The organism is Gilvimarinus algae (genome assembly GCF_030518215.1).
GTDB lineage: Bacteria > Pseudomonadota > Gammaproteobacteria > Pseudomonadales > Cellvibrionaceae > Gilvimarinus > Gilvimarinus algae.
Genome location: NZ_JAULRT010000059.1, coordinates 116,640 through 142,813, shown reverse-complemented (window position 1 = coordinate 142,813; position 26,174 = coordinate 116,640). Strand labels below are relative to the sequence as shown.

Genomic DNA, 26,174 nt, shown 5'->3' with positions numbered 1-26,174 from the left:
TGCGGGCGGCTCGAGCCAACACTATGCCCTGGCTGCAACTGAAACTGACCACCTCCCGGCGCAACGCCGCAACCGTCGAAGACGCCCTGCTCGACAGCGGCGCCGTTTCCGTTACTCTGGAAGACAACGCCGATCAGCCCATACTCGAGCCCGCGCTGGGTGAAACACCGCTGTGGGACCAAGTTAAAATCACCGGTCTTTACGAGGCCGATATAGATACCCACGCCACCACTGCCGCAATTGCCCAGAACCTGACCGACCCGCTGCCCGAGCATCGCTGGGAGCAGCTCGAGGACAAAGACTGGGAGCGCGAATGGATGAATAACTATCACCCTATTCGCTGCGCCGAAAACCTCTGGATTTGCCCCAGTTGGTGCGAACCACCGGAGCCGGACAAGGTGAACATCCTGCTCGATCCGGGGCTGGCCTTCGGCACCGGCACCCACCCGACCACTTTTTTGTGTCTCGAATGGCTCGCTGGCGCGGAGCTGGACAGCAAAACGCTGATCGACTACGGCTGCGGCTCGGGCATTCTCGGCATTGCCGCGCTCAAACTCGGCGCCCGGCGGGTCATCGGTGTGGATATTGATCCTCAGGCTCTGCTGGCCACCGCCGACAATGCGGCGCGCAATCACTTGCCGGCTGATGCCATGCCAGTGTACCTGCCCAAGGACGCGCCCACCGCCAGCGCCGATCTGGTACTTGCGAACATTCTCGCCGGCCCCCTGGCAGAGCTGGCACCAACGCTGACGCAGCTCACCCGGCCAGGCGGCCGCCTGTGTCTGTCCGGCATACTCGCCAGCCAAGCCCAAACGGTAATGGCCGCCTACGCGGAGCACTTTGACTTTGACCCGATTGCGCAAAAAGACGAATGGGTTCGGCTTACAGGGCGCAAAACCCGTTAAAATGGCGCAAAATTTACCGACTGACGCTTTACCGCTACACTCGGCAACATAGGGCGCCCTCGGGCGCCGAACAAGGACTGGCTGATCCATGGCTGAAATGGTGACTCGCTGCCCTCAGTGCAGAACCTCTTTTCGCATCACCGCCGCGCAGATTCAAAAAGCGCGCGGCGCTGTGCGCTGTGGTTCCTGCCTGCACATATTCAACGCGGAAAAGCACCTGATCGAAGGCAAGCCTGCGGGCGCCAAAACGCCGTCCAAGACAGCCGCCAAACCCAAGCCAGCCCAACCCAAACCCCAGCAAGCGAGTCTCGCTATAGAAGAAGCGCGCCAGGCGCGCCCACCGGTAAAACCACCGCAAGCGGCGAAGCAAAAACTGCACTTTGATCAGGCGCAAATCGACCGCGAGAGCGAAATCGACGACGACACGCTAATCAGCGACAACATGGACAGCGACGCCAGTGAGGGCCCGCAAGCCGATAACGCCCTGTTTATCGACGCCAAGCCCCAGGGCCGCTCCCTGTTTGACCGGGAAATCAAAGAGCAGCGCGAAGAGTTTGTCGACGACAGTGACGAGTCCTGGGCTGAGAGTCTGCTGGAAGAAGACACTGACCCCAAGACACCGTCTGTCAGCTCAGCTAAGACAGGCCCTACCGCCTACGACAACCCGCTGAGCATCGTCAGCGCCAAGCCGGATGACGAGCTGCCCCCGGCCCCGTCAATGGATGACCACGCCTCTATCGATGAGGCGGAAATGGCGCACGACGAGGAGCAACGCATCACCGCTCCCGAGCCGCGCTTTCACCTGAGCGGCGATGACGACGAGCAACCCAGCTACACCGAGCGGCTGAGAGCCTACGACACAGAGCGCAGCGCAATGCTCATGGGCATTGATCCGGAGCCGGTGGAAATGACCGAGGCGGGCGCAGGCGGGTGGCGGCGCCATTTGTTATGGGGCGGACTCAGTCTGCTGGCGGTGATAGTGTTGATCAGCCAAATTGCCTGGCTGCAGTTCGACCGCCTGAGCCGGACCCAACCGTACCGCGATTACTATCAAACGGCCTGCAACCTGCTTGGCTGCCAACTGCCGGCCATGAGCGACCCCTCGCGTATTCGCGCCTTTAATCTGGTGGTGCGCAACCACCCGGAGACCCAGGGTGCATTGATGGTGGACGCCATTATTCTCAACAACGCGGCCTTCACCCAGGCCTACCCCCAGCTGCAGCTGACCTTTACCGACATCGACGGCAAACCCGTGGCTTCGCGACGCTTTACCCCCAAGGAATATCTGCGTGGCGAGCTATCCGGCAGCAAGATTATGCCACGCAATCAACCCATCCATTTGTCACTGGAGCTGCTGGACCCGGGCCCGGAAGCCGTCAACTATCGACTGGACATTCGCTAGGGACGACAACCGCCTTTTGGGTGGAATTATTGCCCTCAAAGTCAAGCCCAAAATCGGCTAAAAAAAAACCAATCTGTGCGATTTCTGCGTTCCCAATTCTGTTTCAAAAAGGTATCATAGCCAGCCTTTTTCGACCGGCCCGGCCGGTTGGGGAAGACCAATTCCAGCGACGGTGTTGCAAGTCGGTAAGGTAGCTATTGTGTTTCAAATCGGACCCTATCAGATCGACTCTAAGGTTATTTTAGCGCCAATGGCGGGGGTGACGGATCGTCCGTTTCGCCAGCTGTGCCGTCGCCAGGGCGCGGGATTGGTCGTCTCCGAAATGGTCACCTCGGACACGTCTTTGTGGCACAGCCGCAAGAGTCGTCAAAGGCTTGATCACAGCGGGGAAACGGGCCCGATCTCGGTACAAATTGCCGGTGGCGACCCGCAGATGATGGCCGACGCCGCTCGACTGAATGTCGATAACGGCGCCCAGATCATCGACATCAATATGGGCTGTCCGGCAAAAAAAGTCTGTAAAAAGGCGGCGGGTTCAGCTCTGTTAAAGGACGAAACACTGGTGGCAGATATTCTCAATGCGGTGGTTGCCGCCGTGAGTGTGCCTGTCACCCTGAAAATACGCACCGGATGGAGCCCCGAGATGCGCAACGCCTTGACCGTGGCGCGCATCGCCGAGGACTCGGGCATTGCCGCTCTGGCCATTCACGGTCGCACCCGCGCCTGCCGCTTCGAAGGTCAGGCCGAGTACGACACCATGGCCGCAGTCGCCCAGGCCATCTCCATACCGGTGTTTTGCAATGGCGATATCGACAGCGCGAAAAAGGCGCGACAGGTACTCGACCACACCGGCGCCCAAGCCGTGATGATTGGACGCGCGGCTCAGGGACGCCCCTGGATATTCCGGCAGATCGACCACTATCTGCGCACTGGACAACATTTGCCGGAGCCGGCCCTGAGTGACATCAGGGACATTCTATGTACCCATCTGGGTGAACTGGCAGCTTTTTACGGCCCACTTATGGGTCCGCGGATTGCCCGCAAGCATTTGGGCTGGTACCTAAAAACCATACCCGAAAGTGAAGATTTTCGCGCCAGATTCAACCGGCTGGAAACGACCCAAGATCAACATGCCAGCGTTCGCGATTACTTCGAACCGCTGATAGAAAGAGAGGAAAAAGCGGCATGAATTCAGCAGAAACCTTTATCACCGATGCTCCCATCGCCCCCCAGGAACAGTTTGCCCAGCAACCGGCACAAGGCCAGTCCTTGCGCGGCAGTGTTGAGCAGGCCATGGAAAATTATTTCCAGCACCTGGACGGTCAGTCCGTCAGCAATGTCTACGACATGGTCCTGGCTGAGGTGGAAGCGCCGCTTTTGGAAGTGGTATTGAAGTACACCCGCCACAATCAAACCCGCGCCGCCCAGGTTCTGGGGCTAAACCGCGGCACACTGCGCAAAAAACTCAAGCAATACGGCTTACTCTAAGCCTTACTGCAGGCGCCGAGGCGTCCGTAAACAGGGTGGTACAAACCACCCTTTTTATTTTTTACCCTTTCACAAATGGCTACTGGGGACTTGAGACCACATGAGCACTGTCACCGACCTGGCTCCTGTCAAACGCGCGCTGATCAGCGTATCGGACAAAACCGGCATCGTCGAATTCGCTACCGCCCTGCACCAGCAGGGCGTGGAAATCCTCTCTACCGGCGGTACCTACCGGTTGCTTAAGGACAACGGCATTCCCGCCGTAGAAGTGTCCGACTACACTGGCTTCCCTGAAATGATGGACGGCCGGGTAAAAACCCTGCACCCGAAAGTTCACGGCGGCATTCTGGCCCGTCGCGGGCAGGACGATGCCGTCATGAACGAGCATAGCATCGGCGGCATTGATATGGTGGTGGTCAACCTCTACCCCTTTGAAAATACCATTGCTAAGGCGGACTGCTCCCTGGAAGACGCCATTGAGAACATCGACATCGGCGGTCCAACCATGGTTCGCGCTGCGGCAAAAAACCACGCCTGGGTCAATATTGTGGTAAACGCCAGCGACTACGACACGGTGCTCGGCGAGCTGAAAGCCAACAATGGCAACACCCGTTACCAAACCCGGTTTGATCTTGCCATCAAAGCCTACGAACACACCGCCGCCTATGACGGTGCCATCGCCAATTATTTTGGCCGCATGGTCGAGGGCGGCAGCGAGGATTTCCCGCGCACGTTCAACAGCCAGTTTCATCAGGTGCAAACCCTTCGCTACGGGGAAAACTCGCACCAGAAAAGCGCTTTTTACATTGAGAAAAACCCGGTGGCAGGCACCATCGCCACCGCCAAACAGTTGCAAGGCAAAGAGCTGTCCTACAACAACATCGCCGATACCGACGCCGCACTGGAAACCGTCAAATTGTTTGACGAGCCCACCTGTGTGATCGTCAAGCACGCCAACCCCTGTGGGGTTGCCAGTGGCGAAACCCTGCTGAGCGCCTACGAACGTGCCTTCGCCACCGACCCCGAGTCAGCCTTTGGCGGCATTATTGCCTTCAACCGCCCACTGGATGCCGCCACGGCCCAGGCGATCGTCGATAAACAGTTTGTCGAGGTGATCATCGCCCCGAGTATCGATGCCGCCGCCGTCGAAGCGGTCAGCGCCAAGAAAAATGTCCGCCTGCTCGAGTGCGGTCAGTGGGGACCGACGCCTGCCGAGTTCGACTATAAGCGTGTGGCCGGCGGGCTCCTCGTACAGGATCGCGATAACGGCACCGTGACCGAGACTGACCTGAAAGTGGTCACCAAAAAAGTCCCGACCGAAGCGCAAATGCGCGACCTACTGTTTACCTGGAAAGTGGCCAAAATGGTCAAGTCCAACGCTATTGTCTACGGCAAAGACGGCGCGACCATCGGTGTCGGCGCTGGCCAAATGAGCCGGGTGAACTCAGCGCGTATTGCCGGTATTAAAGCCGAGCACGCCGGGCTGGAAGTTCCGGGATCGGTCATGGCCAGCGATGCCTTCTTCCCCTTCCGCGATGGCATCGACAACGCCGCTGCAGCCGGGATTGCCGCGGTGATTCAACCGGGTGGCTCCATGCGCGACGAAGAAGTCATCGCCGCCGCTGACGAAGCGGGCATTGCCATGGTGTTTACCGGAATGCGGCACTTCCGTCATTAAGACGCAGCTCGTCGGACCTCTCACGTCCGACGAGCGCATAAACATTTAACGTCCACAGAACCAAGACTCCTATGAACATTCTCATTATTGGCGGCGGCGGCCGCGAACACGCGCTGGCCTGGAAGGCCGCGCAGAGCAAGAAAGTGGATACCGTGTTTTTGGCGCCGGGCAACGCCGGCACGGCACTGGACGACAAGCTGAAAAATGTCGATATCGATGTCTGCGATTTCCCCCAGCTGGTTGAGTTTGCCAAGGCAGAGCAAGTGGAGCTGACCATTGTCGGCCCAGAGGTGCCTCTGGTTGAAGGCGTAGTCGATTACTTTACCGAGCGCGGCCTGGCCTGCTTTGGTCCCACGAAAGGCGCCGCACAGCTAGAGGGTTCCAAGTCATTTACCAAAGACTTCCTGGCCCGCCACAAGATCCCTACCGCTGACTACCAAACGTTTACCGAGGTGGAACCGGCGCTGGCCTACCTGAGTGAAAAAGGCGCGCCGATTGTCATCAAGGCCGACGGCCTGGCCGCGGGCAAGGGCGTGATTGTGACCGAAACCCAGGAGCAGGCCGAAGAGGCCGTGCGCGATATGCTCTCGGGCAACGCCTTTGGCGATGCTGGCTGCCGCGTAGTGATCGAGGAGTTTCTCACCGGTGAAGAAGCCAGCTTTATCGTGATGGTGGACGGGGAAAACATTCTTCCCATGGCCACCAGCCAAGACCACAAGCGCGCTGGCGACGGCGATACAGGCCTGAACACAGGCGGTATGGGTGCCTACTCCCCTGCCCCGGTGGTCACCGAGAGTGTCTATCAGCGCATTATGAGTGAGGTGATCAAGCCCACCGTCGAGGGCATGGCCGCCGAAGGCAACCGCTACACCGGATTTCTCTACGCAGGTCTGATGATCAACGAGCAGGGCGCACCCAAGGTTATTGAATATAACTGCCGCTTTGGCGACCCGGAAACCCAACCTATCATGCTGCGCCTGCAATCCGACTTGGTCGAGCTGTGCTTGGCCGCTATCCGCGGCGAACTCGACACTGTATCGGCTAAGTGGGATTCGCGCGCAGCCGTTGGCGTTGTTCTTGCCGCTGGCGGCTACCCCGGCCACTACAACAAAGGCGATGTGATCTCAGGGCTACCGACAACAGAAACCGCCGGGGAAAAAGTCTTCCATGCGGGCACCGCCGATAAAGACGGCCAGGTGGTAACCAATGGCGGTCGGGTACTGTGCGCCACCGCACTGGGAGAAACCGTCGGCGAAGCGCAAAAGCGCGCCTATCAATTGGCCGACCAGATCAGCTGGCAAGACGTCTACATGCGCCGGGATATCGCCTATCGCGCCATCGCCCGCGAACAATCATAGAACCTAAGGTTTGGCGTCGGTTGGGTGAGCGGTTGATGCCCCTCACCCAGCGGCCGGCACCCAGCGAGCCAGAGCAATTTCACGTTTTTCGATCGCGGCCAGCAATTTTACGTTAAGTGCCTCGGCAATCTGCAAAAACTCGGCAAAGTCCGCAGTATCGATGTAGGCGTTGACCTGCACGACAAACCCCTCACGCAAGATCTCTTCAAAGTGAACGCGCCTCGCCAACTCCAACACCCGCTCGTGTGCGCCGAGAATTTCACGCATGTCCTCGAGCAAAGCCGAAAGCGTCTCGCTCTCGGTCGCGGTATCGAGGCAAAATTTTTGTCGGTAGAGCCGCCGGTCTATTTCGGACAAGTTTTCCAGCTCGCGCGAAGAGAACACCGAATTGGGCACATTCACCACGGTACGATCTAATTTGCGCATACGGGTTGAGCGCAAGCCGATTTCTTCGACAACGCCGAGAACATCGCCAAATCGACAAAAGTCCCCCGGCTTAATGGGCCGGGCAATGTAGAGGGTAAAGGCACCAAAAACGTTTTCCAGGGTTTTTTGCGCCGCCAGAGCCACGGCAAGCGAGCCAATACCCAGACCGGTAAGAATGGTCGCCATGTTATAACCCGCATTGTCCAGCCAAAAAAGTATGGCGAGGATAATCACGACGATTTTAACGATGGTCACCAGCGGCCTGACAAATCCCGGCGAATAGTTTTCGTCTTTGGCGACAGCTCTGGAGATATACAGTGCCAGGATAAACTCAATAACGCCCAGCACCAGAAAAAGACCGGCGAGGAACATAAATATTCCAGAGTCGAACAACACTCTCGCCCGCAGGGGCAGACCCAACTGGTAGATCCCCCAGTTGAGCGTGGAGAAAAACACAAACAACCGCAGGGGGCGGCGAATCAACCGCTGCATGGTATCGCGGTAAATGGACAGGCGCGCTATCACCCGTAGTAACAACCATTTGACCAGGCCACTCAGCAACCAGGCACCGACGAACAACAATAAAAGCGCGACAAACTGCCAGTTATGCATATGGAAAACGCGAAACTCGGGCAGCCAGCGCTCCAGCTTCTCCAGGCTCGGGTGATAGCCAAACAGGTCCCACAGGCGCGGGATTTGTCTCACTGTGGCATTGGATATTTTCCACACCTGAGCGCCATCACCGTCCGGCACTCGCTGCAAGAGCACGTCAAACACTTCCTGCCCATGGCGCAAGGTGCCGAGACGCTCGCGGAATTCGGGCAAGCCGTCGTTGAGGCGCCCGGTTTTATCGTCGCTCAGGCTGGTGAGATCGAGAATCTGGTGCTGCTCCCAAATGAGTGCCAGCTTGCGCATAAGGCTGGCCTGGCCCTGCTCGAGCACGTCATCGGGTAGATAGCGAAAATCGGCGTACTGGGCCATCTGGGCCCAGTCCTGGCGCTGCCCCGCCTCTCTCAGTGCCAGGGCAGCGGCTAACGGCGAGGCCAGCGGCTGTTCACGCCGCTGGCTTTGGACCTCGGCGGAGCCCGACTCCACCACGTCCTTGAGGGTGAACTCCTGACCCACAGCCGCGAGTGCCAGGCCCATCAGGCACACACACAGCAGCAGGCGCAGAAGCGGCTTCAAGTGTCAGCTCTTCCACTTGATATTGCAGCCGAGACTCGGCCGCTGCGCTTGGGCTACAGGCAGGCCATCGGCCAGCGCTCTTGCGGCGCTCAGTAGGTCCGCACCATCGACCGGCTCGTCGTTACCGGGACGGGCATTGTCCATCTGGCCGCGATAAACCAGCTTTCCGGCACCGTCAAAGAGGTAAAAATCCGGTGTACAGGCCGCGTCAAAGGCTCGGGCGACCTCTTGGGTCTCGTCATAGAGGTAGGGAAAGGGAAAGTTATGGTGGGCGGCAAAGGCGACCATCTTGTCCGGCGCGTCATCCGGGTAGTTCGCCACATCATTGGAGCTGATGGCCACACTGCCAATACCCAGTTTACCGAGCTCACGTGCCAGGGGACCAAGGAAATCCGCCACATGGAGAACAAACGGGCAGTGATTGCAAATGAACATCACCAGCAGCCCATTGTCTCTCAGGTTGTGGCGGATGTCGTACATATCCCCAGCGCCATCGGGCAGTTGCACGGCGGGCAGCTCGGTGCCCAGCGGCAGCATATTGGACGGGGTACGGGCCATAAAACCTCCTGTATTATTGTGACAGTGGGGTCATTTAACCGCGTGCGCCGCTCAAAGTAAAACCCCGTCAGGGCAATCAAGCGCGAAACTCGACTCCTGGCAGGACTTTATCGCCTCGGGCCCGGTGTCACTCTTCCTGGTGGATCTGCTCTTCGATTTCTTCGTAGCTGCCGTGGCGCACGTCTTCGCCCATTACCAAATAGACGACGTATTGGGCGATGTTGCGGGCGTGGTCGCCTATGCGCTCCAGCGCCCGCAGAGACCACATAATATTGAGTACCCGGGTAATGCTGCGCGGATCTTCGATCATGTAGGTGATCATTTCTCGCATGGCCGTGCTGTATTCCATGTCCACCGTGCGGTCAGTCTGTACCACTTTGAGCGCCACATCCATATCCAGTCGGGCGAAGGCGTCGAGTGCGTCGTGCAGCATGCGCGAGACGTGCTCGCCGATGTGCCTGACCTCGACATAACCGCGCGGCGCGGCGCCATCGCGGCTCAGTGCCATGGCCTGACGGGCAATTTTGGCCGCCTCATCGCCGATGCGCTCCAGATCGGTAATGGCCTTGGTCACGGCGATCACCAAGCGCAAATCCCCGGCGGCAGGCTGGCGCTTGGCCAGAATACGCACGCACTCTTCATCGATAGAGACCTCCATGGAGTTGACCTTGTGGTCCCCGCGCACGACTTGCTCGGCTTTTTCGACATCCACCTCGATCATGGCGGCGATGGCATCGTTAACCTGGCGCTCGGCCATGCCGCCCATTTCGGCTAGGTGTGTCTTGATGTCCTCCAGCTCGGTATTAAACTGCTGAGAGATGTGCTGTGTATGACTGCTGATATCCATGGCCATAAGGCGGACTCCAATAACAGGCGCTAAGGCAGCGGGCGGGCGATGCGCACCGATTAACCGTAGCGACCGGTAATATAATCTTCTGTCTGTTTCTCGGTGGGGTTGGTAAAGAGTGTGTCGGTATCGCCAAACTCAATCAGATCCCCCATGTACATAAACGCCGTGTAATCGGACACGCGTGCAGCTTGCTGCATATTGTGGGTAACGATGACAATGGTGTATTTGTCCTTGAGCTCGTAGATCAGCTCTTCGATCTTTAAGGTCGAGATGGGATCGAGCGCCGAGGCCGGCTCGTCAAGCAGGATCACCTCGGGCTCAATGGCGATAGCCCGCGCAATCACAAGGCGCTGCTGCTGACCACCGGACAGGCCAAATGCATTGTCGTGCAAACGATCTTTCACCTCATCCCACAGGGCCGCCCCGCGCAGCGAGTTCTCTACAACCGTATCCAGTATACGCTTGGATTTCACCCCCTGCAGCCTGAGGCCGTAGGCGACGTTTTCGTAAATGGACTTGGGAAAGGGATTGGGTTTTTGAAACACCATTCCCACCTGGCGGCGCAGCTCGGCCACGTCCACGCCGGGGGCGTAGATATCGTCGCCGTCGAGCAGTATCTTGCCCTCGATTCGGCAGCTGTCGACCAGATCGTTCATACGGTTAAAGCAGCGCAAAAGCGTGGACTTACCGCAACCGGATGGGCCGATAAAAGCCGTTACTTTCTTTTCGGGGATTTGCAGGCTGATGTTTTTCAAAGCGCGCTCGGCACCGTAGAAAAGCTCGAGGCCCGACACCTCCAGTTTAATAGATTCGTTTTCCATAGCCATAGGTTCTGCCTGGTCAAAGGGGCGGTTGTCGCCCTGAGTCGCCTCGATGCTTGGGGTCCTGGCAGTGTCCTTTGCCTTGGCGGTGGCGTCACTGCGCTCCACGACGTCGGTCGGTTCTAACATGATTCAACTCCCGTTATCAATCGGATGCGCTACGATACTTTTCACGCAAACTGTTGCGGATCCGGATCGCGGTCAGGTTCAACACAATAATCAGCAGCACCAGGGTCAGCGCCGTGGCATACACCAGCGGCCGGGCCGCCTCGACGTTTGGACTTTGAAACCCAACGTCGTAGATGTGAAAGCCCAAGTGCATGATCTTCTGGTCCAGGTGCAGATAGGGGTAATTGCCATCGATGGGCAAAGACGGCGCCAGCTTGACCACCCCCACCAGCATCAGGGGCGCCACCTCACCCGCGGCGCGGGCAATGGCGAGAATCAAGCCTGTCATCATGGCCGGCGTCGCCAGGGGCACGACCACTTTCCAGAGCGTCTCGGCCTTGGTTGCCCCCAACGCCAGTGAACCCTGACGAATGGTAGTCGGGATTCGGGACAGGCCCTCTTCGGTGGAGACGATCACCACCGGCAGGGTCAGCAGCGCCAAGGTCAGCGAGGCCCAGAACAGCCCCGGGGTACCAAAGGTCGGCGCGGGCAGCGACTCAGGGTAAAACAGCTCATCGATACTGCCGCCGAGAAAATAGACAAAGAAGCCCAGCCCGAAAACCCCGTAAACGATCGACGGTACACCCGCGAGGTTATAGACAGAGATACGAATCAGGCGCAGCACCGGACCCTGTTTGGCGTATTCGCGCAAGTAAATGGCCGCCAGCACACCGAAAGGGGTCACTATGATCGACATCACCATCACCATGGTGACCGTGCCGAAGATCGCCGGGAAAATACCGCCTTCGGTATTGGCCTCGCGCGGCTCATCGGTGAGAAACTCCCAGAAGCGCTCCAGATACTGTCCCAGCTTGGCAAACACGCCCATGTCGTTTGGCCTTGTGACGCGCACAATGTTGTGCAGCGCAATGGTGACCTGTGTGCCCGAGGCTACCCGTGCGACCAACGCATCGCGTTCCAGTTGCTCGTAGAGTGCATCGCGCTCAGCTTTTACCTGCTGATACTGCGCGTCCAGCTCAGCGCGGCGCTCGGCAAACTGCGCCTCGGCCTCAGCCATAGTGGCCGAGTCCGCGCCCTGCAACTGCAGCCGGCGTCGCTCCAGGCGTATCCGCTCCAGGCTGTGGTTAATCCGGCCGATATCGACTTTTTCAATGTGATTGATTTCATGGTGCAGCTCCACGCTGCGCTCGACCCGCTCAGACAACTCCTGCCAAAACTCAGGTGAGCTGGTGGTCACCAGGGTTTCGCCATTTTCCTTGAGCTCGAGGGGGAATCCGTAGAAATTGCCCCACTCGCGCCGTTCGATCACCATGGCATCGGCCGGGTATTCCCATTCCCCCATACCGGTTTCCAAGTACCAGTTAAAGTCCCGGGCGCTGACATCGCGATTGCCCTGCTTAATCAGGTAGCGGGTGACCAGCTCTACATCGTCGGGGACTTGGTAGCCGCCATCGCGGGCAACAGCGGAGGGAATGACTTCGGAGCGCACCTCTTCCCCGAGAATGCGGTGCTCATTGCCATTTTTATCAATAATGGTGGTTTGCAGCACATCGGCAGGCCAGAAATGACCAAAACCGCGAATGGCAATCAAACCCAAAAGCCCCACCACCATTACAATACACAGCGCCACCGCCCCACCATTGAGCCAGATCCAGGGTGCGCCACTTTTAAACCAGTCTTTCATTGTCGTGTCGCCTCTCATCAATTACAGGTTGCTGTAGCGCTTGCGCAGGCGCTGACGAATGATTTCGGCGCAGGTGTTGACGATAAAGGTCAGCGCCAAGAGCACCAGTGCGGCCAGGAAAAGAACCCTGAAGTGAGTGCTGTCGACCGCCGTTTCCGGCAATTCCACGGCGATATTCGCCGAGAGCGTACGCATACCTTCAAAGATGTTGAAGTTCACCACCGGACTGTTACCCGTGGCCATCAACACGATCATGGTCTCACCCACCGCGCGGCCAAAACCCATCATGACCGCAGAGAAAATCCCCGGGCTAGCGGTTGGCAGAACCACTCCCATCACTGTCTGCCAGCGCGTCGCACCCAGAGCCAGAGAGCCCTGAGTCAGGTGGCGCGGCACATTGAATACAGCATCCTCGGCGATGGAGAAAATCGTGGGGATGACGGCAAAGCCCATGGCAATACCGACTACCAAGGCGTTGCGCTGGTCGTAGTTGATACCATTATCGGTAAACCACTGACGCATGCTGCCGTCAAAAAACCAGACTTCGACCTGAGGGCTCAGGGCAATACACACCCACCCGGTCAACAGGATTGGCGGGATCAAAATCGCCGCCTCCCAACCCTCGGGGATGTGCGAGCGTACCACCTGCGGCAAGCGCGACCAGGCAAAACCCGCGGCCACCATCATCAAAGGCATGAAAATCAAAATACTAAAAATGGCAGGCAGATGATTTTCCAAAAACGGGGCCAACCATAAGCCGGCAAGAAAGCCGAGAATCACCGTCGGCAAGGCTTCCATAATCTCGATGGTCGGCTTAACCAAGCCACGCATTTTCGGCGTCATAAAATAGGCGGTATAGAGCGCGCCCATGATGCCGAGCGGAATGGCAAACAGCATGGCAAACAAGGCCGCCTTCAGGGTTCCAAGCGACAGGGGCACCAGGCTCATTTTCGATTCAAATTCGTCGCCACCCGAGGAGGCTTGCCAGACGTACTCCGGCTCGGCACGCCCTTCGTACCAGACTTTTTGCCACAGTGAACTGAAGGAAATTTCCGGATGCTCATTCCAGACATCGGCAACCTGGACCTCGTCGCGCGAGTTCAACATGAGCATCTTGCCGTTGATGGGGGATATCGCCAGATGACTCAACGCCGCGTTGTCCACTTGCTGAGTCAGCAAAGTACGCGCGGCCGTACCGTGATAAATCCCGAGGTTACCCTGATCATCGCCCACCAGAAAGCCACGGCGTGCGTACTCGGGGGTAATGGTAGTGACACTACCGGCCAGGGCGTCAAAGTCACGTACCGGCTGCACGTGATAGACGTTTTTTTCATCCCTCACCAGTAACCACTGACTGACACTGCCGCTGTCAGTTCCTATGGCCAGAGAACCGGTGCCTACCAAGTAGGTCATGGCGGTCACCTGACCACGCTCGGTCGGTACAGACTCAGTCAGCCGCGCCTCGGCCGGTGTGGACACGGCGTACAAATGCAGGCGGGCCTGATCGTCCGCGACCACCAAATGACTCGCTGTCCGATCAATCTGGATAAACCGCGCCTCAGCGCCATTGGGCAGAGGCGGCAACTCAAAAACCCGGCCGGTGGAGGTCACTTCACCGGTCATCAGGTTTTCGCGCGAGGTGTAGCTGCCAAGCAACAGACGCTTGTCCTGCGTTGCCGCGGCCAGCACGTGGCCCCTGGCGGTGGCCTGCACGGCAAGGACCGTCAGCGGCTGGCCGCGCTCATCCAGAGCGATTGGCTCACGGCCCAGAGGATAGAGCAGTTCGGGAGTGATCTTGCGCGTGTCGTTGGGGTAGCTCAATTGATAACTGAGCTGTGTCAGGACCACCTGCCCGGCATCATAGCCAAACGCCACCAGCGCCTCAATCGGGGTACTCACGCCCAGCGCGCTAAAACCGGCACCATCCGGGCCCTGCACGGTAAAGTCAGTGAGGGGCTCACCAGAATCGGCGGCGAAAAACTGCACCTCACCTGCCTCAGTGACGCTGGCACCAAGCTGCTCGTAACGCTCGAGCACCAAATGCCTGGTGGGTGCTGTAACGCCAGTTCGCGCGATAGAGTAATTTTGCGTTGGCTCCACATCGGCGTCTTTGAGCAAAGGCGCCACTTCAGAGAACAGGTAGAAGAAAATCAACCCCAGAGCACCCACCACTGCCAAACCGGCAGAGGCCACGCCCCAGCGGGAAAAGCGATCTTTCAGGCGGCGCACACGGCGCAATCTGGCCCGCTCCTGAGCATCCGGCATCAAACTCTCGGCGGTGGCGGGAGGTGCTTCACTCATAGTCGTCATTCCTGGTGTGGAAAAGTATTCAAAGGCCCCTGCCTGATACCCACCCTACAGCCGGGCAGGCATTGTTAAGGCCAGTACTACCGGGGGCCAAGGCTGGAGCCCTGGCCCTTGTCAGCGTTGATTACAAACCCAGTTCTTTGGTGACGCGCTCGGCCACCTTGGCGGGCAGCGGTATATAACCGTCACGGACAACCACTTCCTGCCCCTGCTTTGAGATCACCATTTTCAAAAATTCAGCCTGCAGCGGGTCCAGCGGGCGGTTGGGGTGCTTGTTGATGTAGACATAGAGAAAGCGCGCCATCGGGTAGCTGCCATCGGCCGCGTGCTCGGCATCGGCAGGCGCATAGGGCATACCGGCTTCTGCGGCCAGAGGCAGCGCTCGCACGCTGGAGGTCACGTAGCCAATACCGGAATAGCCAATGCCGTTGATGGATTCACTGACACCTTGCACCACCGAGGCAGAACCGGGCTGCTCGTTAATACTGGCTTTGTAGTCGCCCCCACACAGGGCAACATCCTTGAAAAAGCCATAAGTGCCGGATACCGCATTACGGCTGTAGATCGTGAAATCGCGGTTCGCCCAGGCGCCCGTTAGCCCCACCTGCCCCCAACGGGTAATGTCCTCACCAAAGCCGCACAGACGAGTGGCGGAGAAAATGGCGTCCACCTGAGCCATGGTCAGGCCCTCAATCGGGTTGTCTTTGTTGACATAGACCGCCACCACGTCAATAGCCACCGGCACGGCGGTGGGCTTGTAGCCAAAGTGAGCCTCAAACGACTGAATTTCCGAGGCTTTCATCTCGCGGCTCATGGGGCCAAAGTTGGCGGTGCCCTCGGTCAGCGCCGGCGGCGCGGTAGAAGAGCCAGCGCCCTGAATCTGGATGTTCACGTTGGGGTAGTATTTGGCGAACTCTTCGGCCCAGAGGGTCATCAGGTTGTTCAGTGTGTCTGAACCGATGCTATTTACATTACCCGATACACCGGAAGTGGCTTCGTAGCCCGGCAACTTGGGGTCGACTTCGGCAAACACCGCCGCACACAGCAGTGAGCTTGCCAGCGTCAAACCGCGAAGAATCTTGTTGGCTTTCATGGAGCGCTCCTCGATTGATTCCAATATTGGTGAATCTCGGGCGCACTCTATCGGTCCTATATGACAATTATGTGACAGCCTGTAAACAAACTGTCACAAAAAAGACATAATCCGCTTGGGGCCCTTGGGCAGCGGGCCCAGACAAAAAAGGGCGGCCCATGGCCGCCCTTGATACCGGAAGCTAAAAGCCTCAGCTGACGTAGATGGGACCCATCCCTGAGCTCCAGACAATCACCGTCGCAACCATGACCACCACGGCCAATACCAATCCCACAGTAATCACAGAACTGGCGTAAATAAACCCGCGCTCTTTAGGGATATTCATCAAGATCGGAATACCTTCATAGATCAGGTACACCGAGTAACAAGCCGCGACGATAAACACACCGGCCACCAGCCACAACTCAGGCCACAGCAGTACAACACCGGCCAGCATCATGGGCGCTGCCGAATAAACCGCCAGTGCCGTACCCTCGTAGTGGCGCTTTTTCGCCTCGTCGGCAACACCAAAGCTCTGGCTCATCCAGTTGATGTATTCACCAAGGATATAGATGGCCGCCAATTGGGCCAGATAAGCAAAGGCGCAAAGAATGAGCGCGCTGTCGGCGGTAAGCTTGACCACGCCGCCACTACCGATACTCCAGCCCTGTTGTGTGACCCCAAAATAGGCGCATATAACCGGGATGAGGGCCAATAAAGGGACGTGGGTCCAATAGACCTTGAAGAAGCTTTGCTCTTCGTTGCGAATGCGCTGCCATTCGCGATCAGGGTTAGTGAAAATACCCAGTGTGTGCTGGAACATCGCCATATACTTCTCCTACTGCTGTGTTTTTATTATGGAATGCACGGATCTGCAGTCTTAACAATAACAAGCGCACTAAGAGCGTCACAAATAAGTAATTGCTATATAAAAGCATTCGGTAAATATACTAGGAAATATGAGGTAGCAACGGGGTAACACCCCGTTACTTAACCACCCGCAGGCTGGGGCGTTTGTCATCACTGCCCTCCGGCTTGGGGGGCTCTGGTGGCGTTGGCGGCTCAGGCTCGGCTTCAAACACCATGCCCTGGCCGTTTTCGCGGGCATAGATGCCCAGCACCGCGTAGGTGGGGATAAATAAATCTCTAGGAATACCGCCAAAGCGAGCGCTAAACACAATGCTTTCCAAACCGATCTCCAGCCCCACCACCGAGGTCGGGGAGACATTGAGAATGATCTGGCCTTCTTTGTTGATGTGCTCCTGCGGCACCTCTACGCCTCTGGCGTGCGCATTAACGAGAATATAGGGAGTACATTGGTTGTCTACGATCCACTCGTACAGAGCGCGAATCATATAGGGGCGGCTCGAACTCATCGACATTGTGGCGCTCCTGATATCGGCAGCGGCCGGCATCACACTCCGGCCTGTGGATTGGCAAGCCCTCAGGCTTGCGGACGCATCTCTCGCTCGGGCTCGGTCAGGCTTTGCTGAAACGAGTCACGCGAAAAGAGCCGCTCCATGTACTGCTTGAGCGGCTGGCTTTGACGGGTATTGGGCAGGGTAATGCCCAGAGCCTCAAGACGCCAGAGAATGGGCCCGAGACAGCAGTCCACAATCGTGAATTCCTCGCTCATAAAGAACGGCATTTCAGTAAAAATCGGCGCGATGGTCAGCAGGCTGTCGCTCAGCTCTTTGCGTGCCCGCTCCACCTGTTTGGCGTCGTCGCTGGCGACAATGATATCCACCAGAGGTGCCCAATCGCGCTCCAGCCGGTACATCCAAAGCCGGCTTTGCGCGCGGGCCACAGGATAAACGGGCAGTAGTGGAGGATGAGGAAAGCGCTCATCCAGATATTCCATGATGACCTTGGACTCATACAGGGACAAATCGCGATCCACGAGTGTGGGCAATGAATTGTAGGGGTTCAGGTCTGCCAATTCACTGGGCTTGTTGCCGGCACTGCCCTCAACCATATCCACCGAAACACCTTTTTCGGCCAGAACGATACGCACCCGATGACTGTAGTGATCGCCTGAATCAGAAAAAAACGTCATGGATGAGCGCTTGGTCACAACACCCATTGGGTCACCTCAATATCAATACAATTACAGAGAGCGGGCAGCGTTACTGCCCGCTCGATTGTCAGTGAATACCTTTCCAGTACTCACGGTTCAACAGGTAGGTAAAGACGAACAGCACACAGAGAAACAGGAGAACAAAAACACCAATGCGCTTGCGATCCAACTGATAGGGCTCGGCGACATACTCGAGGAAATTCACCAGATCAAACATGGCGCGATCAAACTCCTCCGCGCTCATGCTGCCCTTGGTTTCGCCCTCGACCAGCGCACCACAGTGCTCATCCATTACCGGGTTGCCCAGGTTATCACGCTCAGCATGGCCGTGAGCGTCAAGCTTCGGGCCGGCACCACACTCGTACAGACCCTGCAGCTCCATCATCACATGGGGCATACCCACATTGGCAAACACCCGGTTATTCACACCCAAGGGGCGCGACTCATCCTTATAGAAGTTACGCAGGTAGGTGTAGAGCCACTCAGGCGAACGGGCACGCGCTACCAGCGTCAAATCCGGCGGTGCGGCACCGAACCACTGCTTGCCGTGATCGGCGCTCATGGCGTTGTCCATCAGATCGCCGATACGCTTATCGCCAAAGACCATGTTGTCCATCATCAGATCGTGGGGAATACCCAGATCATCGGCAACGCGCTCATAGCGGGAGAATTTCGCCGAGTGGCACCCCATGCAGTAGTTGACGAAATACTTGGCACCGCGCTGCAGCGAGGCCTTGTTTTCCAGGTCAGGCTCCATGGTATCGCAGGGGATGGAGCCGCAGGCAAAGTGGCTCTCGGCGCCCACGGCCTTGATCGGTACCACCACCAGGATAGCGAAGAGCGCAAAGCCACCCAGTACCAAGCGCAATGGTAGACCCTTCATCTGCACCCGCTCAGGCTCAGGCAAGGTTTTCTCCCGCTTGGTCCAGAACGGCATACCGATAAAGTAGGCGAAGTACAGGAAGGTACACGCCTGGGCCAGGTAGGTACGCCCAGGAGTAGGTGATTTCACCCCCAGATAACCCAGAATCACAAAAGCGGCGGCAAAGACGATCAGCGCAATACGGCTGAAGTTGCCTTTGTAGCGAATCGACCGCACCGGGCTGCGATCCAGCCAGGGCAGAACAAACAGAATCGCAATCGCAGCGCCCATGGCCACCAGGCCGAGGAACTTGGCATCGAGCGGCCCGATGGGGAAGTTAATCGCCCGCAAGATGGCGTAGAAAGGCGTGAAATACCATACGGGCGCAATATGCTCCGGGGTTTTCAGGTTGTTGGCTTCTTCAAAGTTGGCGTATTCGAGGAAGAAACCGCCCATCTCCGGCATAAAGAACATCACAAAACAGAACACGAACAGGAAGACGGTAATACCGACTAAGTCGTGCACGGTGTAGAAGGGATGGAAAGGCACGCCGTCTTTGGGTACGCCGTTCTCATCTTTGTTCTTTTTGATTTCCACGCCATCGGGGTTGTTGGAACCCACTTCGTGAAGAGCCAGCAAGTGCAATACCACCAAGCCCAGCAGCACAATCGGCAAGGCGACAACGTGCAGGGCAAAGAAGCGGTTAAGGGTAATACCGGAGATCAGGTAATCACCGCGAATCCACTCTACCAACGACTCACCTACGACGGGGATTGCGCCGACCAGCGAAACAATCACCTGTGCACCCCAATAGGACATCTGGCCCCAGGGCAGCACATAGCCCATAAAGGCCTCAGCCATCAGCACTAAATAAATGGTCATACCGAAGATCCAGACCAGCTCTCGTGGCGCCTTATAGGAGCCGTACATCAAGCCGCGGAACATGTGCAGATAAATCACCACAAAGAAAGCCGAGGCACCTGTGGAGTGCATATAGCGCAGAATCCAGCCGTAATCGACATCGCGCATGATGTACTCAACCGAGGCAAAGGCCTCCTCGGCGCTGGGCGTATAGTTCATGGTCAGCCAGATGCCGGTAAGCAGCTGGTTGACCAGCACCAGCAGAGACAAAACCCCAAAGAAATACCAGAAATTAAAGTTTTTCGGCGCGTAGTACTTACCCATATGGGTATCCCAGGCGCGCTGAACCGGCAGGCGGGCGTCAACCCAATTCCACAGACCTTTCATCCACTTCATGTTACGCCTCCTGATCCACGCCGATGGTTAGCAGATTATCGTTGTCATACTTGTGAGGCGGCACTTCGAGGTTGACAGGAGCCGGTACACCTTTGTACACCCGGCCCGCCAGATCAAACTTGGAGCCGTGACACGGGCAGAAAAAGCCGCCCTGCCACTTGTCGCCACCGAGGTCCTGAGCGCCCACTTCTGGGCGAAACATCGGTGCGCAGCCTAGGTGCGTGCACAGACCCAGCAATACCAGCACTTCGGGCTTGATCGAACGGGTGTGATTTTGAGCGTAGGCGGGCTGCTGAGGATTTTCAGAGTTGGGGTCGCTGACCAGTTCATCGGTCTTGTCGAGGTTGGCGATGGCCTGCTCGCTGCGACGGACGATATACACCGGCTTACCGCGCCACTCTACGGTGATCATGGCACCGGGTTCAATCTTGCTGATGTTCACCTGGACCGGAGCACCGGCCGCTTTGGCTTTTGCGCTCGGGTTCCAGGACCCGACAAAAGGAACCGCAGCACCCACTGCACCGATTGCGCCCACCACAGTGGTGGCGCCGGTGAGCACGCGACGGCGAGTCTTGTTGACAACGTCATTGGTCATGACGACTTCTCCCCTAACAGCATCGACGGCTTAAAAATCACTGAATTTCAACGATTTAGATTGATGTTATTGTCGTTAAAAATTGGCCAATCTTAATGAAATTACGCGCCTCTTACAAGAATAAGGGCGCAAACCCGCGCCCTGTAAGGGCTGCGAGCCAATGGCACAAAAAACATTCGGGTCATTTGGCGGTACATACAAAAAACGCCCAGGGGAGCACCCTGAGCGCTTTCGATCGATCCTGCCATAAGGCAGCAACAAGCCAAATTAACGCTTGGAGAATTGCGGCTTCTTACGGGCTTTACGCAGACCGACTTTCTTACGCTCTACTTCACGCGAGTCGCGGGTCACATAACCCTCGGCGCGCAGAGACTGACGCAAGGTCTCATCGTATTCTATCAGCGCGCGGGTCAGACCGTGGCGAATGGCGCCCGCCTGACCAAAGCTGCCACCACCTGCAACAGTGGCTTTAACGTCGAATTTGTCCGTCAGATCGGCGGTTTCCAGCGGCTGGCGCACAACCATCTGTGCAACCTCGCGGCCGAAATACTGATCCAGCGGACGACCATTGATGGTGATTGTACCTGTGCCGGGGGTAATGAACACTCGAGCGGTCGAGGTCTTACGACGGCCGGTACCGTAATATTGAGTAACTGCCATAATCAGCTTTCCGTTTAGATATTCAGTTCTTGCGGCTGCTGAGCAGTGTGCGGATGCTCACTACCTGCGTACACTTTCAACTTCTTGAACATAGCTCGACCGAGCGGGCCACGCGGCAACATGCCTTTAACAGCATTTTGCAAAACGCGCTCTGGGGCCTTATCGATCAGCTTCTCAAAGCTGATTGACTTGATGCCACCGATAAAACCGGTGTGGTGGTAATACATCTTGTCAGTCGCTTTGTTGCCGGTAACGCGCACTTTCTCCGCGTTAATGACTACGATGTAGTCGCCGGTGTCCACATGGGGAGTGTACTCAGGCTTGTGCTTTCCGCGCAGACGAGTAGCGATCTCCGCAGCCATACGGCCCAGAGTCTTACCTTCTGCATCAATCACGAACCAGTCGCGAGCGACCGATTCTGCTTTAGCACTATATGTCTTCATGTTATACCTGCCTACTAGGGTGGTGCTTCCCACAAAAGAGCGCGAATACTACATAAGCCGGCAAGGCTTTTCAAGCCTTTTATGCGGTTTTTTTAAGCGCCGCAAATCTCCTTTGCTAACCTGGAGAACCCGCGCGCCACGGGGCTTGCCGGCAAATGCTCAGGGGCGGTGCGGCCGCGCCAAATACTCATGACTGCGCATTTCCAGCAGCCGGCTGGCGGTACGCTGAAACTCAAAGCTGAGCCGGCCCCCAGCATAGAGCTGATCCAGTCCGACCGCAGCGGAAAGCACCAACTTGACATGGCGGTCGTAAAACTCATCCACCAGATTGATGAAGCGCCGGGTCTGATCGTCGCGCTCACGCCCCAGCACCGGCACATCCGAGACCAGAACCGCGTGAAACTCCCGGGCCAGCTCTATATAGTCATTCTGCGAACGCGGACCATCGCACAGCTCGGCAAAATCAAACCAGGCCACATCATCGGCCAGGCGCCGCGCCCGGATCGACCGCCCCTCCACCTCGAGCAGAGGCGCCTCACGCACCTCGGCCCCCGGCGGACACAAGCGCTCAAACGCCGCCTGCAAGCCCTCACGGGCCGAGTCGTCCAGCGGCGAGTAGTACAGCTCGGCCTGCTCCAGCGCCCGGAGCCGATAATCCACCCCGCCGTCGACATTCACCACTTGAGTGTATTTTTCCAGCAGAGCGATGGCGGGCAGAAAACGCGCGCGCTGCAAGCCGTCTTTATAGAGGCCGGCGGGCTCGATGTTAGAGGTCGCCACCAGGGTCACCCCACGGCGAAAGAGCCCGTCCAGCAACCCCGCCAAAATCATGGCATCGGTGATATCACTGACAAAAAACTCATCAAAACAAATCACCCGAGCCTCAGCGGCGATACCGGCCGCCACCTGCTCCAGCGGATTTTTTTGACCGGCAAGACTCTTCAGGTCGGCGTGTACCCGGCGCATAAAGCGATGAAAGTGCGCCCGCATTTTTTGCTCGAAAGGCAAGCTTTCGTAGAAATTGTCCATTAAGTAGGTTTTGCCGCGCCCGACACCGCCCCAAAAATACAGGCCACGCACCGGCTCGATGGCCTGACGACCCGTAAGTCGGGCCCACAGCCCCACTTTGGGCGGTGGCGCCAGAAGGCGCTGGTAGAGAGCCTGAAGCTCGGCAACGGCACGCTCCTGCGCCGGGTCGTACTGGAAGCCCTCTGTTTCCAGGTCGCGACGGTAGCGCTGTTCGGGCGTGAACGCATTCGCCGTCATTGCAGCGCCTCCGGTGGACATTGACGCCGCAGGGTCGCGCCAAGCTGCTCTTTTAATTCAGGCAGACGACCGTGAAAGAAGTGGCCGGTGTCGGCGAAGCGGTGATAGGACACATCCCCTTGCAATTGCTTCGCCCACTGTCGCACCGCAGCCTCCTCCACCCGCTCATCGGCCTCCCCCTGCAGTACGCATACGGGCATGGCAAACCCCTTGCCCTCGGTAAACTCGTAGCGCGGCACTGGCGGCGCCACCAAGGTCAAATGCGGGCAATCGAGTCGGTAGCTGGCACGCGCCGCCACCGACGAGCCGAAAGAAAACCCTGCCAGAAGCACGCGCGCGCCAGGCAAAGCCTCAAAACCAGCAGCGGCCACGGCCAGCAGATCGTCCACCTCACCGCGGGCGTGATCGTGCTCACCGCCGCTTTGGCCCACGCCTCTGAAATTAAACCTCAGCACTGGCAACCCTAGATCCCGGTAGGCGCGCGCCAGGGTAGTCACCACTTTATTGTCCATGGTGCCGCCGTGCAGGGGGTGCGGATGCGCGATTAGGGCAAAGGCGTGTCGCCCGCTGTATGGCGCCTCGGCGCCGCCAGCCATAGCCGCCACCTCCAGAGGGCCGACGGGACCTTCAATCACATGGGAGCCGGAATGGTAAAACAAATCACTCATGAATCACTACTGGGCACTCGGCCTCTCTTTAGTGGGGAAAAGGCCGTATAATAACGGCTCAGAGTTTTACACGCACGGTATACCCACCTAACATGCAAGACTCTGGATGCTGTCCATTTTCAGGAGATGTGTTTGTGTTTGAATTAACCACGGTTATTGTCACCGCTCTTATCGCCCTGCTCGTCGGTTGCGCCGCCGGCTATATGTTATCGCGCGCCGGTGCCAGCAGCACCCGAAGCAGCGATCTGCAAAAGCGGCTCACCGATGCCGAGCAAGCGCTGGACAACTATCAGCGCGATGTCACCGAACACTTTGCCCGCACCACCGAGCTGGTCAATAGCCTCAACGAAAGCTACCGGGACATGCACGAGCACCTGGCCTCAAGCGCGCTCAAGCTGAGCACCCCGGAGATCAGCCGCCAACTGCTGGCCGATGCCCGGCACCAACTGCCCGGCCACAAGGGCCAGGAGATTGATCAACCCAGTGTCGAGGCTCCGCGTGACTGGGCGCCCAAGCGCCAGGGCAGCAAGGGTACCCTGAGCGAAGATTACGGCCTGCACGATGGGGATACCGGCAATTTTGCCAGCGTTGAAGAAGCTGAAGAGAAAGATCCACCGCAAGCGCGCTGACATACCACACAATAACAACACGGAAACGCTCATGCCCCTCATACGCCTGCTGCAATTTCTCGCCTGGCCAGCACTGGCCGGGCTGGTGGTCGCACTGGCTGTGTTCGCCTTTTTTCCCCAGTTGCTGCCCGGCAGTGGTGGAGAAAAACTCCTCCCCCGCCCCGCACCGCAGCTGGTGACCTCCTATGCCGATGCGGTAGACAAGGCTACCAACTCGGTGGTGAACATCTACTCGCGCAAAGTCATTGAGACCCGGCGCCACCCACTGGCCAATCACCCACTCTACGAGCAGCTTTACCGCAACCCGGATCAGCAAAAGCGCATCCAGTCAGCACTGGGGTCAGGGGTGATCGTCAATGAAGAGGGCTACCTGCTCACCAACAACCATGTCATTGACGGCGCCGATGAAATTCTTGTCTTGCTGCACGACGGACGGCGCGCCAGCGCCACATTTATTGGCAACGACCCGGAAAGCGATTTGGCAGTGCTGAAAATTGAGTTGGACAACCTTACACCCATCGCGCTGGGCAACCCGGACAAGATACGAGTGGGCGATGTCGTGCTGGCCATCGGCAACCCCTTTGGCGTGGGGCAAACGGTCACACAGGGGATTGTCAGCGCCCTGAGTCGCTACGGTTTAGGCATCAGCGTTTACGAAAATTATATCCAGACGGACGCAGCGATTAACCCCGGCAACTCCGGTGGCGCGCTCATCGACTCCGAGGGCAATCTGCTCGGCATCAACGCCGCTATTATTTTCGACACCGTCGGCATCGGCTTCGCGGTCCCGGTGGACGATGCCATGAAATCACTCAAAGATATTATTCAATACGGTCGCGTTGTGCGCGGCTGGCTGGGTTTAACCGTTGAGCGCCTCAACCCCGCCATCGTCAGCGAGCTTGGCCTTGGCAGCATTGCCGGGGTACTGGTGACCCAATCCAGCCCCGGCGACCCGGCCTTTAACGCCGGCATTCGCCGCAACGATATTCTCACCCACATTGACGGTCAGCCCATCGGTACCGAACGCCAAGGACTGAACGAAGTGGCCGATCTCGCCCCCGGCACCAAGGTCAATGTGCGCGTACTGCGCCCAAGACCCGGCAGCGCACCGCTGGAACTGGAGTTTGAAGTGACTGTGGCCGAACGGCCACTGGATGGCAGCGTCAGGACTTAGGCGTTAACCGCCTTGCGCCCACGGGTAAAATTCGACAAGCCTAACGACTGGCTCCAACAAGCGCGAGGCCAAAACTAATAAACAGACCACCACTGATTCGACTGAAAACCAACCTAACTGCTGAAGACATCAATTGTGATTTAATCACCGATGCCAGCAAAGCATACGCTGTATGCACCAAGACAACCAAAACACTAAATGTAAGTGACAGCACCACCAGCTGATCACTGTGCGATTCAGTGGGCGTTACAAACTGGGGCAGTATAGAAATAAAGAAAACCACCGCCTTGGGGTTAGTTACTGAAACTAGGAAACCTTCACCAAAACACTTTGCAAAAGAGCTCCCGTGATCACACAACGGGCTAGTATGAACCGATTTCACACGCAACATTCTGAGACCGAGATAGATCAAATAGGCAGCGCCGGCGATTTTAATCACCGTAAATGCCATGGCCGAAGTCTCAATAATCACGCCCAGCCCCGAGGCGGAAATTAGGGCCACCAGAAGAACTCCGAGTGAGATACCAAATATACCGGCAAGCGCTTTTGGCAACCCACGCTGGACGGCATTATTTAACGTCAGCATCACCGCAGGCCCAGGCAGGGCAATGGTCGCGAGCGCCACACAAATGTACAATAAGTAACCAGCCACCACAGCCCTGCCCCCTCCGAACGGTCTT

25 protein-coding genes are annotated in these 26,174 nt (G+C 57.6%); 8 read left to right on the top strand and 17 right to left on the bottom strand.

The window, feature by feature from the left end:
• Window positions 1–23 precede the first annotated feature (23 nt).
• The 6 genes from prmA to purD all read left to right on the top strand — a co-directional run bounded on the left by prmA (window position 24) and on the right by purD (window position 6,831).
• The gene (gene prmA / locus QWI16_RS11985; protein ID WP_302713421.1) at window positions 24–905 is read left to right on the top strand and encodes a 50S ribosomal protein L11 methyltransferase; all 882 of its coding nucleotides are present in this window, start codon (window positions 24–26) and stop codon (window positions 903–905) included.
• An 88-nt stretch (window positions 906–993) separates the two neighbouring features.
• Window positions 994–2,307, top strand: coding sequence for a DUF3426 domain-containing protein (locus QWI16_RS11980; protein WP_302713419.1), 1,314 nt, complete (start codon window positions 994–996; stop codon window positions 2,305–2,307).
• Window positions 2,308–2,506: 199 nt separating this feature from the next.
• Window positions 2,507–3,496, top strand: coding sequence for a tRNA dihydrouridine synthase DusB (dusB, locus tag QWI16_RS11975; protein WP_370659928.1), 990 nt, complete (start codon window positions 2,507–2,509; stop codon window positions 3,494–3,496).
• Window positions 3,493–3,795 (top strand): DNA-binding transcriptional regulator Fis, encoded by a 303-nt coding sequence (gene fis, locus QWI16_RS11970; RefSeq protein ID WP_302713417.1) that lies wholly within the window; start codon window positions 3,493–3,495, stop codon window positions 3,793–3,795. Before dusB ends, fis begins: the two co-directional genes overlap by 4 nt.
• Before the next feature lie 100 nt (window positions 3,796–3,895).
• A complete protein-coding gene (purH, locus tag QWI16_RS11965; protein WP_302713416.1) occupies window positions 3,896–5,473 on the top strand; it encodes a bifunctional phosphoribosylaminoimidazolecarboxamide formyltransferase/IMP cyclohydrolase in 1,578 nt (525 codons plus the stop codon).
• A gap of 71 nt (window positions 5,474–5,544) precedes the next feature.
• On the top strand, window positions 5,545–6,831 hold the full coding sequence (gene purD, locus QWI16_RS11960) for a phosphoribosylamine--glycine ligase (RefSeq protein WP_302713415.1): 1,287 nt from the start codon (window positions 5,545–5,547) through the stop codon (window positions 6,829–6,831).
• 42 nt (window positions 6,832–6,873) lie between these two features.
• On the opposite strand, the gene QWI16_RS11955 is transcribed toward purD, so the two are convergent.
• The 16 genes from QWI16_RS11955 to QWI16_RS11880 form a co-directional block, all read right to left on the bottom strand.
• Entirely contained in the window at window positions 6,874–8,442 is a 1,569-nt protein-coding gene (locus QWI16_RS11955; RefSeq protein ID WP_302713414.1) for a mechanosensitive ion channel family protein, read from the bottom strand.
• Window positions 8,443–8,445: 3 nt separating this feature from the next.
• Window positions 8,446–9,000, bottom strand: a complete 555-nt coding sequence (locus tag QWI16_RS11950; protein WP_302713412.1) for a thioredoxin family protein — start codon at window positions 8,998–9,000, stop codon at window positions 8,446–8,448.
• Window positions 9,001–9,127: 127 nt separating this feature from the next.
• The gene (phoU, locus tag QWI16_RS11945; RefSeq protein WP_302713663.1) at window positions 9,128–9,847 is read right to left on the bottom strand and encodes a phosphate signaling complex protein PhoU; all 720 of its coding nucleotides are present in this window, start codon (window positions 9,845–9,847) and stop codon (window positions 9,128–9,130) included.
• A gap of 59 nt (window positions 9,848–9,906) precedes the next feature.
• Window positions 9,907–10,677: a phosphate ABC transporter ATP-binding protein PstB gene (gene pstB / locus QWI16_RS11940; protein WP_302713661.1), complete on the bottom strand. Its 771-nt coding sequence runs from the start codon at window positions 10,675–10,677 to the stop codon at window positions 9,907–9,909.
• A gap of 139 nt (window positions 10,678–10,816) precedes the next feature.
• Window positions 10,817–12,484 carry a phosphate ABC transporter permease PstA gene (gene pstA, locus QWI16_RS11935; RefSeq protein ID WP_302713411.1) on the bottom strand — a complete coding sequence of 556 codons (1,668 nt, stop codon included), beginning with the start codon at window positions 12,482–12,484 and terminating at the stop codon, window positions 10,817–10,819.
• Between the two features lie 21 nt (window positions 12,485–12,505).
• Window positions 12,506–14,785: an ABC transporter permease subunit gene (locus tag QWI16_RS11930; RefSeq protein WP_302713409.1), complete on the bottom strand. Its 2,280-nt coding sequence runs from the start codon at window positions 14,783–14,785 to the stop codon at window positions 12,506–12,508.
• 130 nt (window positions 14,786–14,915) lie between these two features.
• Window positions 14,916–15,884, bottom strand: a complete 969-nt coding sequence (locus QWI16_RS11925) for a PstS family phosphate ABC transporter substrate-binding protein (RefSeq protein WP_302713407.1) — start codon at window positions 15,882–15,884, stop codon at window positions 14,916–14,918.
• 190 nt (window positions 15,885–16,074) lie between these two features.
• Window positions 16,075–16,692: a Yip1 family protein gene (locus tag QWI16_RS11920; RefSeq protein ID WP_302713405.1), complete on the bottom strand. Its 618-nt coding sequence runs from the start codon at window positions 16,690–16,692 to the stop codon at window positions 16,075–16,077.
• Window positions 16,693–16,849: 157 nt separating this feature from the next.
• Entirely contained in the window at window positions 16,850–17,245 is a 396-nt protein-coding gene (locus tag QWI16_RS11915; RefSeq protein WP_302713403.1) for a ClpXP protease specificity-enhancing factor, read from the bottom strand.
• Between the two features lie 62 nt (window positions 17,246–17,307).
• Window positions 17,308–17,946, bottom strand: a complete 639-nt coding sequence (locus QWI16_RS11910; RefSeq protein WP_302713401.1) for a glutathione S-transferase N-terminal domain-containing protein — start codon at window positions 17,944–17,946, stop codon at window positions 17,308–17,310.
• Window positions 17,947–18,007: 61 nt separating this feature from the next.
• The gene (locus QWI16_RS11905) at window positions 18,008–20,059 is read right to left on the bottom strand and encodes a ubiquinol-cytochrome c reductase (RefSeq protein ID WP_302713399.1); all 2,052 of its coding nucleotides are present in this window, start codon (window positions 20,057–20,059) and stop codon (window positions 18,008–18,010) included.
• A 1-nt stretch (window position 20,060) separates the two neighbouring features.
• The gene (petA, locus tag QWI16_RS11900) at window positions 20,061–20,654 is read right to left on the bottom strand and encodes a ubiquinol-cytochrome c reductase iron-sulfur subunit (RefSeq protein ID WP_302713397.1); all 594 of its coding nucleotides are present in this window, start codon (window positions 20,652–20,654) and stop codon (window positions 20,061–20,063) included.
• Window positions 20,655–20,921: 267 nt separating this feature from the next.
• Entirely contained in the window at window positions 20,922–21,314 is a 393-nt protein-coding gene (gene rpsI, locus QWI16_RS11895; protein ID WP_302713395.1) for a 30S ribosomal protein S9, read from the bottom strand.
• Between the two features lie 14 nt (window positions 21,315–21,328).
• Complete coding sequence (gene rplM, locus QWI16_RS11890; protein WP_302713393.1) at window positions 21,329–21,757, bottom strand: 50S ribosomal protein L13; 429 nt, start codon at window positions 21,755–21,757, stop codon at window positions 21,329–21,331.
• 159 nt (window positions 21,758–21,916) lie between these two features.
• Entirely contained in the window at window positions 21,917–23,023 is a 1,107-nt protein-coding gene (gene zapE, locus QWI16_RS11885; protein ID WP_302713391.1) for a cell division protein ZapE, read from the bottom strand.
• Window positions 23,020–23,691, bottom strand: a complete 672-nt coding sequence (locus tag QWI16_RS11880; RefSeq protein ID WP_302713389.1) for an alpha/beta hydrolase — start codon at window positions 23,689–23,691, stop codon at window positions 23,020–23,022. The genes zapE and QWI16_RS11880 overlap by 4 nt, the downstream gene beginning before the upstream one ends.
• Before the next feature lie 134 nt (window positions 23,692–23,825).
• Here QWI16_RS11880 and QWI16_RS11875 point away from each other — a divergent pair, with 134 nt between their 5' ends.
• Both QWI16_RS11875 and QWI16_RS11870 read left to right on the top strand, forming a co-directional pair.
• The gene (locus QWI16_RS11875) at window positions 23,826–24,320 is read left to right on the top strand and encodes a Z-ring associated ZapG family protein (RefSeq protein ID WP_302713387.1); all 495 of its coding nucleotides are present in this window, start codon (window positions 23,826–23,828) and stop codon (window positions 24,318–24,320) included.
• 31 nt (window positions 24,321–24,351) lie between these two features.
• Window positions 24,352–25,494: a trypsin-like peptidase domain-containing protein gene (locus QWI16_RS11870; protein WP_302713385.1), complete on the top strand. Its 1,143-nt coding sequence runs from the start codon at window positions 24,352–24,354 to the stop codon at window positions 25,492–25,494.
• 40 nt (window positions 25,495–25,534) lie between these two features.
• Here QWI16_RS11870 and QWI16_RS11865 read toward each other — a convergent pair whose 3' ends face one another.
• Window positions 25,535–26,149, bottom strand: a complete 615-nt coding sequence (locus QWI16_RS11865; protein WP_302713383.1) for a LysE family translocator — start codon at window positions 26,147–26,149, stop codon at window positions 25,535–25,537.
• Window positions 26,150–26,174: the final 25 nt, after the last annotated feature.

Bases quoted from the DNA above. Each gene is read 5' to 3' on its own strand.
- prmA (WP_302713421.1), top strand. From the start codon at position 24: ATGCCCTGGCTGCAACTGAAACTGACCACCTCCCGGCGCAACGCCGCA.
- QWI16_RS11980 (WP_302713419.1), top strand. From the start codon at position 994: ATGGCTGAAATGGTGACTCGCTGCCCTCAGTGCAGAACCTCTTTTCGC.
- fis (WP_302713417.1), top strand. From the start codon at position 3,493: ATGAATTCAGCAGAAACCTTTATCACCGATGCTCCCATCGCCCCCCAG.
- purH (WP_302713416.1), top strand. From the start codon at position 3,896: ATGAGCACTGTCACCGACCTGGCTCCTGTCAAACGCGCGCTGATCAGC.
- purD (WP_302713415.1), top strand. From the start codon at position 5,545: ATGAACATTCTCATTATTGGCGGCGGCGGCCGCGAACACGCGCTGGCC.
- QWI16_RS11950 (WP_302713412.1), bottom strand. From the start codon at position 9,000: ATGGCCCGTACCCCGTCCAATATGCTGCCGCTGGGCACCGAGCTGCCC.
- phoU (WP_302713663.1), bottom strand. From the start codon at position 9,847: ATGGATATCAGCAGTCATACACAGCACATCTCTCAGCAGTTTAATACC.
- pstB (WP_302713661.1), bottom strand. From the start codon at position 10,677: ATGGCTATGGAAAACGAATCTATTAAACTGGAGGTGTCGGGCCTCGAG.
- pstA (WP_302713411.1), bottom strand. From the start codon at position 12,484: ATGAAAGACTGGTTTAAAAGTGGCGCACCCTGGATCTGGCTCAATGGT.
- QWI16_RS11930 (WP_302713409.1), bottom strand. From the start codon at position 14,785: ATGAGTGAAGCACCTCCCGCCACCGCCGAGAGTTTGATGCCGGATGCT.
- QWI16_RS11925 (WP_302713407.1), bottom strand. From the start codon at position 15,884: ATGAAAGCCAACAAGATTCTTCGCGGTTTGACGCTGGCAAGCTCACTG.
- QWI16_RS11920 (WP_302713405.1), bottom strand. From the start codon at position 16,692: ATGGCGATGTTCCAGCACACACTGGGTATTTTCACTAACCCTGATCGC.
- QWI16_RS11915 (WP_302713403.1), bottom strand. From the start codon at position 17,245: ATGTCGATGAGTTCGAGCCGCCCCTATATGATTCGCGCTCTGTACGAG.
- QWI16_RS11910 (WP_302713401.1), bottom strand. From the start codon at position 17,946: ATGGGTGTTGTGACCAAGCGCTCATCCATGACGTTTTTTTCTGATTCA.
- QWI16_RS11905 (WP_302713399.1), bottom strand. From the start codon at position 20,059: ATGAAGTGGATGAAAGGTCTGTGGAATTGGGTTGACGCCCGCCTGCCG.
- petA (WP_302713397.1), bottom strand. From the start codon at position 20,654: ATGACCAATGACGTTGTCAACAAGACTCGCCGTCGCGTGCTCACCGGC.
- rpsI (WP_302713395.1), bottom strand. From the start codon at position 21,314: ATGGCAGTTACTCAATATTACGGTACCGGCCGTCGTAAGACCTCGACC.
- rplM (WP_302713393.1), bottom strand. From the start codon at position 21,757: ATGAAGACATATAGTGCTAAAGCAGAATCGGTCGCTCGCGACTGGTTC.
- zapE (WP_302713391.1), bottom strand. From the start codon at position 23,023: ATGACGGCGAATGCGTTCACGCCCGAACAGCGCTACCGTCGCGACCTG.
- QWI16_RS11880 (WP_302713389.1), bottom strand. From the start codon at position 23,691: ATGAGTGATTTGTTTTACCATTCCGGCTCCCATGTGATTGAAGGTCCC.
- QWI16_RS11870 (WP_302713385.1), top strand. From the start codon at position 24,352: ATGCCCCTCATACGCCTGCTGCAATTTCTCGCCTGGCCAGCACTGGCC.